Here is a 14,520-nt window from a genome sequence, read left to right on the forward strand (position 1 = left end):
ATTTTATTTTCCATGAAAGTGGAAGATCCTACCATTTGAGGCGTTTTTGTCTATCTTTTGCTGATAAAAAATCCAATAACTTACTTTTCAATCAGAAAAATCCACCAAAAAAAGCGAAAACAACCACGACAATAATTAGACCACAAACATTTATTACTATAATAATTTTAGCCGTTACTTTTTTACCCGCCGAATACCCTTAAAAACAATAAGGAGAGCCAAGGCAAATAATTGAAAATTGGTGTCGCGATCCCTAACTAAGCCCTTTTAATAACAACGCTTTTGAGTTAGTGTCGCCTCGTTACATGATCCCTTAATGACTGGATTACGAAATTGGAAAAGTACGAAGAAGTCTTGGTCTCGATTCGTCAGATCATCCGCGCTATTGATTTACATTCAAAGAAGTTGAGCAAAGAGTCTGGTTTGACGGCTCCTCAGCTGATTCTAATGCGTGCTATTAGTGAACTTGATAATGTCACTATCAAGCAATTGTCTAGCCATACCAACATGAGTCAGGCAACGGCTACGACTATCCTTGACCGTTTAGAGCGCAATCAACTTGTCGAACGACGCCGTAGCGTAGAAGACAAACGTAAAGTTCATGCTGTCTTGACGGAAAAAGGCCAAGAAGCGCTTAAACAAGCTCCGACGCCATTGCAAGAGCACTTCATCAGTCGCTTCCAAAAGCTTGAAGAGTGGGAACAAAGCTTGCTGCTATCTTCTGTTCAGCGCATCTCTACCATGATGAACGCAGAAGACATCGATGTTGCGCCAATGCTTGAACTAGGTAGCATCACCAAACCAGAATAAGCTTCTCTGTGCGCTCATGACTCCCACCCGTGATGAGCGCTACTGCCCTCTTACTCAATCAATCCTGTTTCAAACGCATATTTCGCTAGCTCAGCGGTCGAATGTAAGTCCAGCTTGTGTTTGATGTTGTGACGATGCGTTTCCACCGTTCGATAACTGATATCCAAAAGCGTAGCAATCTTTTTACTACTATTCCCCTGTGCGACTAATTTAAGTACCGCTTCTTCGCGGCGACTCAGTGGATTGGGCTTTTGTGCCGCAGGTACAACATCTTGAGTAAACAGTGTTTGGGTGACAGATTCACAAAAATACGTCGAACCTTGATTCACGGTTTTGATCGCTTGAACCATCTTGTCGGCTGAGATTTCTTTCAACATATAACCGACCGCTCCGGCTTGCATCACCTTCATGATGTACTCGCGATTGTCATGCATAGTCAGCATCAGAATTTTACTTTCCGGGCGTTCTTCCTTTATCACGCCGGTGGCTTCTATCCCATTCATAATAGGCATGCTGATATCCATTAAGATGACATCCGGGTTGAGCACTTTTGACACTTCGATAGCCTCAAGCCCATTGCTTGCAGTGCCGATCACATCAATGTCAGGTTCCAATTCCAAACGTGCCATAAACCCATCCAGTACAACCTGATGATCGTCCACAATCACCACACTAATTGGTTTATCCATAAACTAATCCATCCAAATCTAACAATACGGTGATCTCCGTCCCCAACCCTGGTTCGCTCATCAATTCAAACTCACCGCCAATAAACTCGACACGCTCACGCATGTTACGCAGACCAATCCCTTGGCGGTGTACCGATTGATTAACCAAAAAGCCAATACCATCGTCCCGTATCAGTAATTGCAGCATATTGCCCATTTTTTGCAAAATAACGGTGACCTTTTTTGCCTTGGCGTGCTTTTCAATATTATTCAACGATTCCTGAGCGACGCGATATAACGTGGTCGCCACTTCCGATTTCAGCTTAACCAGCCCAGTATCGAAATGGCTGTCGATGTCCATACCAGAATGGGAATGAAAGTCCTGCAATAACGTAGAAAGCGCCGCCTCTAGGCCGATGTCATCCAAGGCGCTCGGGCGAAGTTGATGGGAGATATGACGCACTTCATTAATTGCGGTGATCAACGAGCGCTGTGATTTGTCGAGGTGGGATTTAAGCTTTTCATCTTCAATACGATGCCCCATCAAATCAAGATGGCATTTACTTGAAACCAACAACTGATTGATACCATCATGCAGCTCTCTCGCTAGGTGCTTTTTCTCATCTTCTTGGAACATCACCGTTTTGTGCGCCAGTTCTTTAAGGTTTTTATCCGCTAAGCGATGTTCATGGAGGTTGATAGCGAGGGTTAAAACAATGATCACGGCGACCGTCACAACCAAAATCACAACAACGGTAAAGAAAGTCGTTTCGATATTCTGATTCACCGCCGCACGCATGTTGGCTACTTCACGGCTCACGTCCTCTATGTACAACCCCGTGCCAATCATCCAATCCCACTTATCAAGCCATGCCGCGTAGCTTAATTTAGGCACGACTTCACCTGTGGAGGGCTTTTGCCAAAGGTATTGGTGGAAACCGCCGCCGAGTTGGGCTTGATAAAGTAACGCCTCAATCAGGTGATCGCCGTTTTCATCTTGAATGTGAAGTAAGTTCTGCCCCACGAGATCAGGCAATATCGGATGGACTAAATTCGTGCCGTGTTTATCGTAAGCAAAGAAATAACCATCTGAGCCATATCGAAGGCGGTTCAGAATGGCTTTTACACGTTCTTTGGCAACATGCTCGTCGATAGTAGAGTCGTTATAGATATGAGAAATCGCATCGAAAGCCAGATCAACGGTATCTTTCAATGCCACTTCTTTTGATTGGATCAGACTTTGGTGAAAGATCTCCACTTCGCGTTGACCCAACGTTTTCGCTTGGTAGATGGAAATCCAACTGATGCTTGCTGATACCAACACCACTGGGATCAATGCCAGCAAGATTAATTTGGCTTTGAGAGGCATCCCTTTCCTCCAATGAAACGCTGATTAGCTTAATAACTAATCAGCTTAACAACTTGTCTCAAAAGGTAAAAACTCTCAGGTCACAAAAACTTCGTTCACCGATGACATCATGGCTTTTATGACATGCCGTAAAAGCCAGGGAAGAACAACAGGGAAGCCAGAACCACGATTTGAATCGCGATAAATGGCATAACGCCTCGATAGATATCACGAGTTGTCACACCCGTTGGTGCTACACCTTTCAAATAGAACAAGCTAAATCCAAATGGTGGCGTGAGGAATGAGGTTTGTAGGTTCATGGCAATCAAAATCGCAAACCACGTCATGTTGATACCCATTAACTCAGCCACAGGCGCAATGATCGGCACGATGATGAAACAGATCTCTACAAAGTCGATAAAGAAACCGAGAATAAGAATCACCAACATGGTAATGATCAAAAAGCCCCACTTCTCGCCCGGAAGCTCTAGCATCCACTCTTCTACCAAGTAGTCACCGCCCGTGTAGGTAAATGCCATCGAGAATGCCGTTGCACCAAGTAGAATCGCGAAAACCATCGCTGTGACTTTTACCGTCTCTTTTGAGGCTTCGTACACCATTGACCAGCTGAACTGTTTGTAAAGTAGCGAAAGAACAATCGCACCAGCACCGCCTAGCGCCGCTGATTCGGTCGGAGTAGCAATACCAGCAAAGATAGAGCCCAAAACCACAATGATCAGCGCTAAAGGTGGCAAAACGGCTTTGAGCGCGGTAATCACCTCTTCCTTGCGGCTGATGGATTCATCACGTTCGATAGGTTGAGCTGCCTCTGGGTTGAGCTTAGCGTAAATCAAAATATAGATAACGTACGCACCAACCAACATTAAACCCGGCCAAACCGCGGCTTGGAAAAGGTCTCCGACTGGAACCCCCAGCACATCACCAAGAAGAATTAGAACAATAGAAGGCGGAATGATTTGCCCAAGCGTGCCTGACGCACAAATAGTGCCGCATGCCAAACCTTTGTCGTAGTTGTACTTGAGCATCACTGGCAAAGAGATCAACCCCATTGCCACTACAGATGCACCAACCACGCCCGTTGAGGCCGCAAGCAGCGCACCAACCAAAACCGTTGAGATAGCGATACCGCCACGAATACCACCAAACAAACGCCCCATCGACTCAAGCAACTGCTCAGCCAATCGGGTCTTTTGTAAAACCAACCCCATGAAGACAAACAGTGGTACTGCCATTAATACCGTGTTTTCCATGATGGATTGAATGCGATATGGCATGAATGCAAACATCTCAATGCCTTCTGCCCATACGCCGAAAATTAATGCAATGCCGCCAAAGGTAAAGGCAACAGGGAAACCGAGTAGTAACGCAAACAGCGCTACAAAAAACATCACTATACCGATCATGCTGACTTCCTTTTACGACTTACCGTTGTTACCGGCATAGATAAGATGAGGGTTAACAATTTTATTGATGGAGTGAAGCAGTAAGCCCATGCCACTGATCGCCATAAACAAGAATGAGAGCGGAATCATGGCTTTTATGATCCATCGATATGGTAAACCACCAGGGTCTCCAGACGTTTCTCCGAGAGCGTAACTCTCCTTGGCAAAATCGATACCGAACCAAGCAACCAATAGGCAGAATGGGAAAAGAAAAAGTAACGTGCCTAAGATATCGATGATGGATTGCGCTTTATACGATAAGCGCTCATAGAAAATGTCGACTCGAACGTGACCACCGGATTTAATCGCGTATGGCACACCCAATAAAAACACAGCGGAAAATAGATGCCACTCCATTTCTTGGAAGGCGATAGATACGTCATTAAACACGTAGCGCATAACAACGTCGTACACCACGTTCGCTAATAACAAAATAAATAGGATGCTGGATAACCACCCCAGAAAATCACCGAAGCGGTTAAAGATTCGCTCAATATAAATAAGGCTTCTCATTCCGAACTCCATGGAACGTGTGGGATTGGCTCCGCTGGTTCGCGGAGCACTTGTTATAGTCTTCTCTAAGAGAAGTTTTTCTTGGGCTTCTTTTGCTGACTAAATCGTTCGAACTAGCCAGCATGTCGAAGTTATTGCTGAGCTTGGCTGTTTAGGTAAGCTCGGTGTGAGATATCAGACCAAGGACGCACTTGCTCGATGTAGCTTGCTTGAGATTCTTGAATCTCTCTCGCTAGCGCATCTTTTTCTGCGTGCTGTTTAAGTAGACGTTCGTTCGCTTCACGTAGCGCTGAAATAACTTCAGGTGGGAAGTCTTTTACTTGAACATCAGGGTATTCTGATTGAATTGATGCCCAGTTCTTACCACTTTCGTGCTTAGACTGAGTGTACATGTCGTACGCGGCAGCTTTCATCGCCACTTGAAGAATCGCTTTCAAATCATCAGGTAGACGTTCCCAAGTACGCTTGTTCACTAGGAACTGCAGCTCAGTACCCGGCTCATGCCAACCTGTGTAGTAGTAAGGCGCAATTTTGTGGAAGCCCATACGTAAATCAAGAGAAGGACCTACCCACTCCAATGCATCAATCGTACGACGCTCAAGCGAGGTGTATAGTTCGCCCGGTGCAATGTTAGTTGGCTTCGCACCTAGCTCAGCAAGGATTTCACCTGCGAAGCCCGGAATACGCATTTTCAGACCTTGTAGGTCATCGACTGATTTGATTTCTTTCTGGAACCAGCCACCCATTTGGGTATCCGTGTTACCACCAGGGAAAGATAATAGATTGTGCGGGGAGTAAACTTTTTCCATCAACTCCATACCGCCACCGTAGTAGAACCATGCGTATTGTTCTGTTGGCAACATACCGAAAGGCATAGAGGTAAAGTAAAGGGTGTTTGGTACTTTACCTTTCCAATAGTAAGAAGCCGAGTGACCCATATCGTATTGACCGGATTTCACCATATCAAATACACCAAGTGGTGCTTTGTGTTTGTTTGCAGAGTCAATGCGGATTTGTAAGCGTCCGTTTGACATTTCTTCCGCCATTTTTGCCATGTTCTTTGTTGCGTCACCAAAGATAGGGAAGTTTGGCCCCCACGTCTCCGCGAGTTTGAGGCGGTATACTTTGTCATCAGCAGCATGAGCAGAAGTTGCTACGAATGCCATCGTCGCGACCATTGCTGTCGCCTTGAGCACTCGTTTCAGAGATTTTTGGATAAGACTCATCGTTCACGTCCTTTGTCACCAAGGTTATTGTTGTCATCCATTACATAAGGATTCGCTATAGAAGATGGGACATTACATGGAACTAAGAAATGGGCATGAACACGCAACAAAAATGCACTTAAACGCGAGCCTTAGCCATTAGTATTACGTAGTTATACGTAATCTTTTTAATATCAAATTGCAGGAGTTTTTATTATTCAGATAGTTAACTGATAAGCCATATCACCAAAATCTGATAAAGCACGTACGTAGTTGACTGCGAAAGAATTTACACAGTATTTAACAAAATGTGACAAATGACGGAATTGTATAGTTAGAATACTCAGTTAGAAATGAGCGAAAAGCGTTTTTTGGGCAAAAAAATACCCCGACTGGAGTCGAGGTATTCAATTAACAAACAGAATTACAGCGGTAATTAAACTGCTTTATAGATAACTTTGTTACCTGCTAACTGCTCTTTTTGAACTAGGTTTTCTTCAAGAAGCTTCTTCAGTGCGCCAGTAGCCCATGATGCCGCTTTAGTGTCTTCTTGACCTGCAGCTAGACCAATACCTTTAGGGTTGATACCTTCAGCATTTGCTACAACGATATCTAGAACTTGTTGTTGCTTAGGAGTTAGTGCAACCTCAACAGTTTTCGCTGCAGCTACTTTCTTCTCAGCTACTGCTTTCTCAGCAACAGGTTTTGCCGCTTTTGGTGCCGCAGCTACGTTTGCTACTGTCGCTTTAATGCGTTTTTGCAGTTTCATCTGCACTTTACGCTTATGAGCAAGTCTCATTGAATATTTCTCCAGTTCACTGCATCTCAGCAGGGATGAAAATTTGAAGCGCGTTTTATACCAAAATTCATCAGCGATTTGTAGGTTTTAGCGGCGAAACGCGATGAAAAATGCGCTCACTGCATAGAACGTCTACTATTTAATCAGATAAATTGTGAACGGATTTATTGAATACTGGGTATAAAAACAGAGGTTCTTTGTTCTTGATAGGCAAACAAGTGAATATCAAGAAACATGTGTCTCAACGCCATTGTTCATTGAGGTTGAAAGCATGGAAACGCTGCATCTAAGTAACTCACATTTCAAATCCGACTCCCCCATCAACAAACTGATCATGTTTATGGTCGTCACCATCACCATGTTTCTGGTTTTGATTGCGCCGGGATGGAAACAAGCGATGTTGTCGGTCGTACTGATGGCCATCATCGTTGGTTTCGCCATCATCATGATAAAAAAGAGCCAAGTCTCCTTCACCCTTACCGCCTCCCACTTTCAACAACACCTCTTTAAAGGCGGTTGGGTGGTACGTTGGAAAGATATCGACTCCATCGGCATTTGCACATACGAACAAGAAGGCTGGCACCAACCCCTTCCTTGGATAGGGATTCGGTTGAAGCATTACTCACCTTATCTCAACGCGATTTGTCCACGTATCGCGACAGAAATCTTGCTTGGGCAAAGAGCCCTGCTTTATTTAGGAGCAAGACAAAATAATTGCGAAACAAAGTTTGAAGACATGGTGTTAGACCCTGCTCCTTACATCAATAAAGAGGGGATGCACTATGAAGGCCTACAAGCGATGCTAGCGAACAGAATGAAATATCAAAGACAGTTTTATGGCTACGACGTGTTTATCTCAGCCAGTGATTTGGATAGAGAAGCGGAAGAGTTTGTGGGATTGGCTCGACGTTACCTAGCAGCCGCCGAGCCAGATGCTTAATTCAGAGACGCCTTAGTAAAGCGGCATTTCGTCAGCAACGAACGGGTTAGTTTTGCGCTCGTGGCCAAATGTCGATTGTGGACCATGACCAGGTACGAAAGTAACATCGTTGCCAAGCGGCCATAGCTTCTCTTTGATCGAGCTAATCAGCGTGTTGAAATCACCTTGTGGGAAGTCTGTACGACCAACGCTACCGTTAAACAGAACGTCGCCGACAAACGCCAAGCGTGCTTCTTCGCTGTAAAGCACTACGTGACCCGGTGTATGGCCCGGAGTGTGAATCACGTTTAGGGTTTGATTACCAAAAGTGACCTTGTCACCTTCATTTAACCACTGATGCGGTTCAAACGCTTCAGTCAGTGGGAAACCAAACATTTGGCTTTGGCCTTCTAAACCTTGCAACCAGAAGTTATCTGCCTTGTGAGGGCCGACAATCTCAGTACCACCTAACAGTGCAGACAGTGGCTCTGTACCACCAACGTGGTCCAAGTGGCCGTGTGTTAGCACTAGGTTTACTACTTCAACACCCAGTTCTTTGATTAGCATTGCGAGTTGCTTTTCATCACCACCTGGATCAACCACAATGCCTTTCATGGTTTCGTCACACCAGACGATAGAACAGTTTTGAGAGAAAGATGTTACTGGAACAACTTGGTATTTCAGAGCCATAGATAACCTATACCGAATAAATTTGCATGAAAACTGCCGCAACTATGACACTAAGCCCTAGTGACTTCAAGCTTTGTACCATGGGGAATAGGCGACGTTCTGAGACGAGGAACCCTGTCTCAACTTGACACTACCAAGAACGAACAGCACCCGTATCGATATGAACAAAGTTACTACGTGGATAATAACCCACACCACCGGCTTTTAGGCTTAATGCCGCATCTCGAACCGTTGAAAGCTTCACGCCATCTAAACGGAAATCAATCGCCTTTCCTTCCATGTGCATGCTCTTTTTCGCCACACCTGAAGAACCATTACGCAATGATGCGTTAGTCAATGGAGAGCGGTAACCAGAGATCACAATCACCTCTGCTTCCGTGCCAATCAACTTTTGGATTTGGCTGATTTGATCGAACAGACGTCGGTCCATTGGATGAACTTCATTACGGCGATGATCACGACAAAACTGCTCAAGACGCTTCAGTTCTTCGTCGACATAATTTGTTCCATTGAAGTAGCACGACTCCAATAGCTCACCAGTATTGAGATTATTCATCGCGAGCACACGAGGTTCATCAGGCAGAGATGCCCAAGACATGCTTGGCATTGCTGAAGCAACAACGACACCACCAGCGGTCATTTTAAGAAAATCACGACGGGAAAAATTACGACTTACCATGAAAATACTGCTCAATTACTGTACGAGCAGCGGACATTACCGAAACCAATTTAACGCGTCAAATGCATAAATCGGTCCGGCTTGTCGTTTTTAGGCTAGTTTTTCTGTTTACTTATTGAACAGAAAACAGATTTTATCAATTGTAAATTTTTTTAAATTGAGAACGAATCTCACCCTTGATCATCGTATTGATAAATATCATCACGGTAGTACAAGGTGCCCTCTTCTAACCATGCGGTTTGATAGATGATATGCACTTGAATTCGTTCACTAAGCGGTACTGAGGTGTTAGAACGACGACCATTTTGACGCTTCTTCGCTAGCCTTTCTTCCAGACCTTGAGTCTTGAAGAGTAACTCCGCCAATTGGTCAGCATGCTCGACACGAACGCAACCAGAACTGAACGCTCGACGATCTTGATTGAACAGGTTTTTACTTGGTGTGTCGTGCAAGTAGATCGCTTGTGGGTTCGGCATGTTGAACTTATACAGACCTAAAGCATTGTGTGAACCAGATGACTGTCTCATACGATATGGGAAAGTTCTTGGGTTCACGGTAGCCCAGTTGATGGTTGTTGGATCAATGATCTCGCGCGATGTCCAAGAGCGAATAATCTGGATGTTGTGTTGCATCAGATACATCGGATTGCGTTTCACCTTTGGAATGATGTCTTTCACCATGATCTTCCACGGCACATTCCAAGTAGGGTTTAAGATCACTGAGTCTAATGTCCCTGTCATGATTGGCGTTTTACGTGATGCTTTCCCTACGACAACTTTAGATTCAAACAGCGGCTGTCCATCATGCCAGTAAGTCACTTCATATCCGGGAACGTTTACGAATACCACGTTGTCGCGCTCTTTTGCCCAAATACGGGAACGCTCGGCGTTTAAGGCTAATGAGTGCAAACGTTGCTGTGGTGAGAAGTTAATCCAACGAATGGTATTTGGACCGATGATGCCGTCTTGTTTCAAGCCATGAATACGTTGGAACTCCATCACTGCTAACTCTAGGTTTTCATCATAGAGTGTGGTTTCAGTATCCAAATGCCCAACATCAACACCCACAATCTGCATTCGAGCAATCATGCTGGCTTTATCAAACAACTCATCCCCTACTCGGGCTAAGCGTTGATCTTGTTGATAAAGAGGGAACTCAAACTTAGCGTAAGTCGACAAAGATGCATACGCTGTATTGAACGATTCGTCCATTTGCAAAGGTGAGCGCAACTCAGCAAGAAACTCGTCTAACTTTCCGACTGTGATTTCATTACTCAGTAACGAGAGCGTCTCAATACTCGGCGCAGGGAAGCTAACATTACCTTTGTTCGCAAATAACCAATTGATGCCCTCTGCTGGAACCTGCTCTAGGTACGAAAGATACATGAGCAGTGAGTCACTCATTACAAGATCGAAATCAAGCTTGTCGCCTTGTTCACGCACTTGTTCTATGCGGCGCAGTTGGTTGTCAAACTCTTGAGTCACATCTGCTAATGCAACGAGCTTAAGCTGAAAAAGGAGTTGTTCTACATCGCTTTCGTTTTCCCAGTTCAAGCGATAATTAGTGCTTTGATACAGTTGATCAATTACATCTGGGTAATGGATCATTTTTTCTACAGACAGCTGATCAACCGCCCCCTCTTGCTCTGTTTGTGCAGAAGCATCGAGAGAAACTACTGTTGAAAAGCTGCAAAACGGCACCAAAAGTGCCGTTATCATTAGGAGTCTAGCAATCACTGAAACGATCCTTCCGTTACATGCCATAAAAAAAGTATGGCAAATATCTCACGGGTTGCAGCTTTAAAATTAAGAATCTGAAGACGAAAACGACAACAAAATTCTCAATAAGTGCTTACTCGATGATCTTTCTAGATAATTCTCGACCAATGGTTATCCCATTGCACACCGCTTGCGAAGGTATTTTTTGACTCTTCAGGCCTTTGCTCGACCACTTTTCCCGCGCCAGAACTGACTCGGAATTCATCACCGTAGATCACAACACCAGAGGCGTCTGGTAACGCACTTAGCTCTACCAATTTGCCAGTAGATTTAGACCATATACCATAACAACTGCCCGGAGGCGAAGTGGCTAAGATCCATTCATCGGTTGCTGCAATACTCGCAACGTAGTGATTGAAACGCGCCCACTCTTCAGGCTCAGCTTGAAGATCTTGCATTTCACCACCACGCGTGTGCATGGCTATCAGGGCTGGATACTCGTCCGGCTCACCACGATATTGCTGACCACAAAGCACGGTTTCCGCACCATCATGGGCTAAGTGGCGAATACTCAACTTATGATCCGGTAAAGACACTTGATCCAGTAGCTCACCTTCCTGTGATAGGTAACTCAGGCTCGGTCTCATGCTATCAAGATTGAGAGGTTCACGGCCGTTGGTGTGTACGCCACCGACGCCAATCGCTAGTGCGCCATCAGGCATCATGATCACTTCATGAGGGCCAAGGCCAAAACCCGTTAACTCATCGATTTTTTGATATTGCTTCTGCACATCATAAACACCAATGATCCCACGACTTGTCCCCCTCTCCCCTTCTGTGGCAAATAGCAACGTGCCATCATGGGAGTAAACGCCATGCCCATAGAAATGGCGATTTGGCTTTGCTAGTTGCAGTTTGATCATCTGCTCTGAGCGATAATCAAACACCATGAAGAAAGTACCTGGCCGACGACCAAAAACTACGGCGTGGCCTTGTTGGTTTGTTGCCACACCATGTCCACGCTCAGGAATCGGCAATGAAGATAGCGGTATACCATGCTCATCCGCTACCACCGCTGCATATTTATCTCGGCCAATGATAGAGCAGCCGATCAACGCAGGCTCACGTGAGCTTGTTGAAGCACAACCAAATGGCATCATAGGTGTAGCCGCCCCGAATAGAGCGGCTTTCAGTAAGTTTCGGCGGGTTTGATCAGTCACCATCGGTTGCATTAAATCCTATAACCACGCCAAGCTCGATCGCCACTTCTTCGTGAATCAGGTACTTCAATTGCTCTAGCTTATTGTACTGAGCGAGCACCATGCGATAGCCTTCTTTTGTTTGTAGTGCAGCAAACAAGCTCTTATCTTCTGGCCAAGTTTCTAACGCCATTTCAAACTGATGAACAACACGGTCTGCGAGATCTTCATGGCCTTGCTCTCTTAGTAGCGCATCTAGACCATTCCCGTTAGCAAAGTACAACGCTTCCATCCCTTGAAGGTTGGCTTTTAAGTTTGAAAGCGAGGTCTCTGAACGCCACGATTCTGAGAAATACGGGCGAGGCTTGCCAATCTTCGCTAGCGGTCGACTCAACTTCTTCATGCTGTATTCAAGCTGATTAGAGAGCAGTGAAATGTACTCAGATTCCCATTCCGTCATCTCTAGCGATTTCCAAGGATTCTCTGCCCAAGAATCCGCAATGATCTGCGCTTTGTTATCGAGGTTTTCTGCAATCGAAACGCCTGTCGCACAAGTATTGTTGTTGCTAGATAAGGTCGACGCTTTATCGTAAAGCAGCCATTCCAGTGCCCCTAAACCTTGCACGGTGACACTTTGGGTGGAAATATCTTCTGCACTCCAAGCTTGATCAGATTTCGTCAGTACAGACATCTTACGACCAGTGGTGTTCTTTTTATCTGGCCAAAACTGAACATTCCAGCTTTGCTCCAACGCCATAGCAGGGCCACGTTCTTGACCTTGTAACGCCATCCACGCAAGCATAGTTTGATGCCATTGCTGTTTTACTTGTGCATCATCTTTCGACTCTGATGCGCAGTAATCCGCGAAGCGTTGTTCAAGTTCTGTGGTTTGCGCTAAAAACGTCTGCGCTGATTGAAACTCGACCTCGTACACGCTTTGAGAAATATGGCTTGTACTCTCAGGCTTGGCTGAGCTCGAACCGACGGTCGATTGGCAACCAACCAAACTTAACGTTGCAGCAATCGCACTCACTAACAGTGTTTTTTTCATGGTTGCTTCCTTATAGAGAGTTCAGAAACGCAATCAATGCGTCACGTTCTTTTTTGTTCAGTGCCAAAACGTTTTGTTTCGCCGTTTCAGCTTCGCCGCCGTGCCACAACACCGCTTCCATCAGGTTACGAGCGCGGCCATCATGTAAGAAGTAAGTGTGTCCGTTTACTTCTTCGGTATAACCAATACCCCATAGCGGTGCCGTTCGCCATTCACGGCCGTTTGCTAAGTATTCCGGACGGTTATCGGCTAAGCCTTCACCCATGTCATGCAGAAGCATGTCTGTGTATGGGTGGATAAGCTGCTCAGAAAGCGCTGGTAACTCTGGTCGCTTGGCCGTTTTAACACTGGTCTTATGGCAGCTTTCACAGCCAGACGCTGCAAAGATTTGCTGACCAAGCTTCACATTAGGATCATTGATATTACGGCGAATAGGTACTGCTAAGTGCTGGCTGTAAAACTCAACGAAGTCGAGAATATTTTCACTCACTTCTGGTTTACCGCCATTTGGCATGTCGTCACAAATACTTTGTTTCGAGGTGCAGTTTTCGTTCGGGAATAAATGGCTCGTCAGACCCACATCACCATTGAACGCCGCCGCATTTTGCTGCATTAGCGTCGGTTGCCCTGCTTTCCAGCCAAATCGACCAATTGAGAAATCGTCTTTTTCGATGTCCCACACTTTATTCACTTTTCCAGAGATACCATCTTTGTTTGTATCTTGCTCGTCAGCCCAAGCCAGCAACGTTTTATCGGGAATGCTCTCCAGCAAACCAAGACCGATCATTGGCGGGGCAACACGCGCAGAGAACTCTGTATCAGGGTGCATCGCCCCATAACCTAAATCCGTAATTTGCAGCACTGGCTTTCTGAGTACGACCTTGGTGCCATCTTTAAAAGTAACTGGCACGTCGGTGTAACTGATATTGATTTTGCCTTCTGGCGTTTGATCTTGCAGGGCGAAATCTTGAAGCTGGCCACCATAAGTTGGCTCAGGTATGCCACCGTCTTTGATGTAGGCTTTCTTTTGTTCTGGCGTCATCGCAGGAATGCTCAAGCGCACTAACATAGACACGGCATGTAAATCATCTTTCTCTGGCGGATGACCACGACCGTCTTTGATGTGGCAGTTCTGACAACCATTGGTATTAAAAAGCGGGCCTAGGCCATCACGAGCGTCCGTTGATGCTGGCGCTTGTACCCAAGGGTTACGGAAAAAGCTGTTACCTACGCTAAAGTCGAGGCGCTTGCTCATCGGCAGGTTGGCAGCAGGAAGAGAATAGGCATTCGCGCCATCTTTTTTAACACTGGTTTTGCCACCAGACTTAACATCGTAAGCCATGGCAGAAGAAGAAAGGATCGCGGCTAGCGCAGAAATTAGGTATGGCTTCATATCATTGCTCTACATATACAACAAGGGTGATAACAACGAGCTCAAACGGCAAAAGGGCTCACAAA

14 protein-coding genes are annotated in these 14,520 nt (G+C 45.5%); 2 read left to right on the forward strand and 12 right to left on the reverse strand.

What is annotated here, in order from left to right; genetic code table 11:
* Positions 1-333: 333 nt before the first annotated feature.
* On the forward strand, positions 334-810 hold the full coding sequence (gene cosR / locus VCHENC03_RS08285) for a MarR family transcriptional regulator CosR (protein WP_005438864.1): 477 nt from the start codon (positions 334-336) through the stop codon (positions 808-810).
* Between the two features lie 50 nt (positions 811-860).
* Here cosR and VCHENC03_RS08280 read toward each other — a convergent pair whose 3' ends face one another.
* The 6 genes from VCHENC03_RS08280 to VCHENC03_RS08255 form a co-directional block, all read right to left on the reverse strand.
* Entirely contained in the window at positions 861-1,499 is a 639-nt protein-coding gene (locus VCHENC03_RS08280) for a response regulator (RefSeq protein ID WP_009706881.1), read from the reverse strand.
* A complete protein-coding gene (locus VCHENC03_RS08275; protein WP_009706882.1) occupies positions 1,492-2,847 on the reverse strand; it encodes a cache domain-containing protein in 1,356 nt (451 codons plus the stop codon). Before VCHENC03_RS08275 ends, VCHENC03_RS08280 begins: the two co-directional genes overlap by 8 nt.
* 116 nt (positions 2,848-2,963) lie before the next feature.
* Entirely contained in the window at positions 2,964-4,250 is a 1,287-nt protein-coding gene (locus VCHENC03_RS08270) for a TRAP transporter large permease (RefSeq protein WP_005438870.1), read from the reverse strand.
* A 12-nt stretch (positions 4,251-4,262) separates the two neighbouring features.
* Positions 4,263-4,802 carry a TRAP transporter small permease subunit gene (locus tag VCHENC03_RS08265; RefSeq protein ID WP_009706883.1) on the reverse strand — a complete coding sequence of 180 codons (540 nt, stop codon included), beginning with the start codon at positions 4,800-4,802 and terminating at the stop codon, positions 4,263-4,265.
* A gap of 131 nt (positions 4,803-4,933) precedes the next feature.
* A complete protein-coding gene (locus tag VCHENC03_RS08260) occupies positions 4,934-6,028 on the reverse strand; it encodes a TRAP transporter substrate-binding protein (protein ID WP_009706884.1) in 1,095 nt (364 codons plus the stop codon).
* Between the two features lie 415 nt (positions 6,029-6,443).
* Entirely contained in the window at positions 6,444-6,806 is a 363-nt protein-coding gene (locus tag VCHENC03_RS08255) for a hypothetical protein (protein ID WP_005438876.1), read from the reverse strand.
* A gap of 271 nt (positions 6,807-7,077) precedes the next feature.
* Here VCHENC03_RS08255 and VCHENC03_RS08250 point away from each other — a divergent pair, with 271 nt between their 5' ends.
* Complete coding sequence (locus tag VCHENC03_RS08250) at positions 7,078-7,746, forward strand: DUF2982 domain-containing protein (RefSeq protein WP_009706885.1); 669 nt, start codon at positions 7,078-7,080, stop codon at positions 7,744-7,746.
* A 12-nt stretch (positions 7,747-7,758) separates the two neighbouring features.
* Here the strand turns inward: VCHENC03_RS08250 and VCHENC03_RS08245 are convergent, their stop codons facing one another.
* From VCHENC03_RS08245 to VCHENC03_RS08220, 6 genes are all read right to left on the reverse strand, one after another.
* Complete coding sequence (locus VCHENC03_RS08245) at positions 7,759-8,415, reverse strand: MBL fold metallo-hydrolase (protein ID WP_005430620.1); 657 nt, start codon at positions 8,413-8,415, stop codon at positions 7,759-7,761.
* A gap of 130 nt (positions 8,416-8,545) precedes the next feature.
* Positions 8,546-9,094, reverse strand: a complete 549-nt coding sequence (locus tag VCHENC03_RS08240) for a DUF882 domain-containing protein (protein ID WP_009706886.1) — start codon at positions 9,092-9,094, stop codon at positions 8,546-8,548.
* 170 nt (positions 9,095-9,264) lie between these two features.
* The gene (locus VCHENC03_RS08235) at positions 9,265-10,857 is read right to left on the reverse strand and encodes a L,D-transpeptidase family protein (protein WP_032802896.1); all 1,593 of its coding nucleotides are present in this window, start codon (positions 10,855-10,857) and stop codon (positions 9,265-9,267) included.
* Between the two features lie 104 nt (positions 10,858-10,961).
* On the reverse strand, positions 10,962-12,044 hold the full coding sequence (locus VCHENC03_RS08230; protein WP_032802897.1) for a DUF1513 domain-containing protein: 1,083 nt from the start codon (positions 12,042-12,044) through the stop codon (positions 10,962-10,964).
* Positions 12,025-13,062: an imelysin family protein gene (locus tag VCHENC03_RS08225; RefSeq protein WP_005386819.1), complete on the reverse strand. Its 1,038-nt coding sequence runs from the start codon at positions 13,060-13,062 to the stop codon at positions 12,025-12,027. The genes VCHENC03_RS08230 and VCHENC03_RS08225 overlap by 20 nt, the downstream gene beginning before the upstream one ends.
* Positions 13,063-13,072: 10 nt before the next feature.
* Complete coding sequence (locus tag VCHENC03_RS08220; protein ID WP_009706889.1) at positions 13,073-14,455, reverse strand: di-heme oxidoreductase family protein; 1,383 nt, start codon at positions 14,453-14,455, stop codon at positions 13,073-13,075.
* Positions 14,456-14,520: the final 65 nt, after the last annotated feature.

It is taken from the genome of Vibrio sp. HENC-03 (assembly GCF_000305755.2).
Classification (GTDB): domain Bacteria; phylum Pseudomonadota; class Gammaproteobacteria; order Enterobacterales; family Vibrionaceae; genus Vibrio; species Vibrio owensii.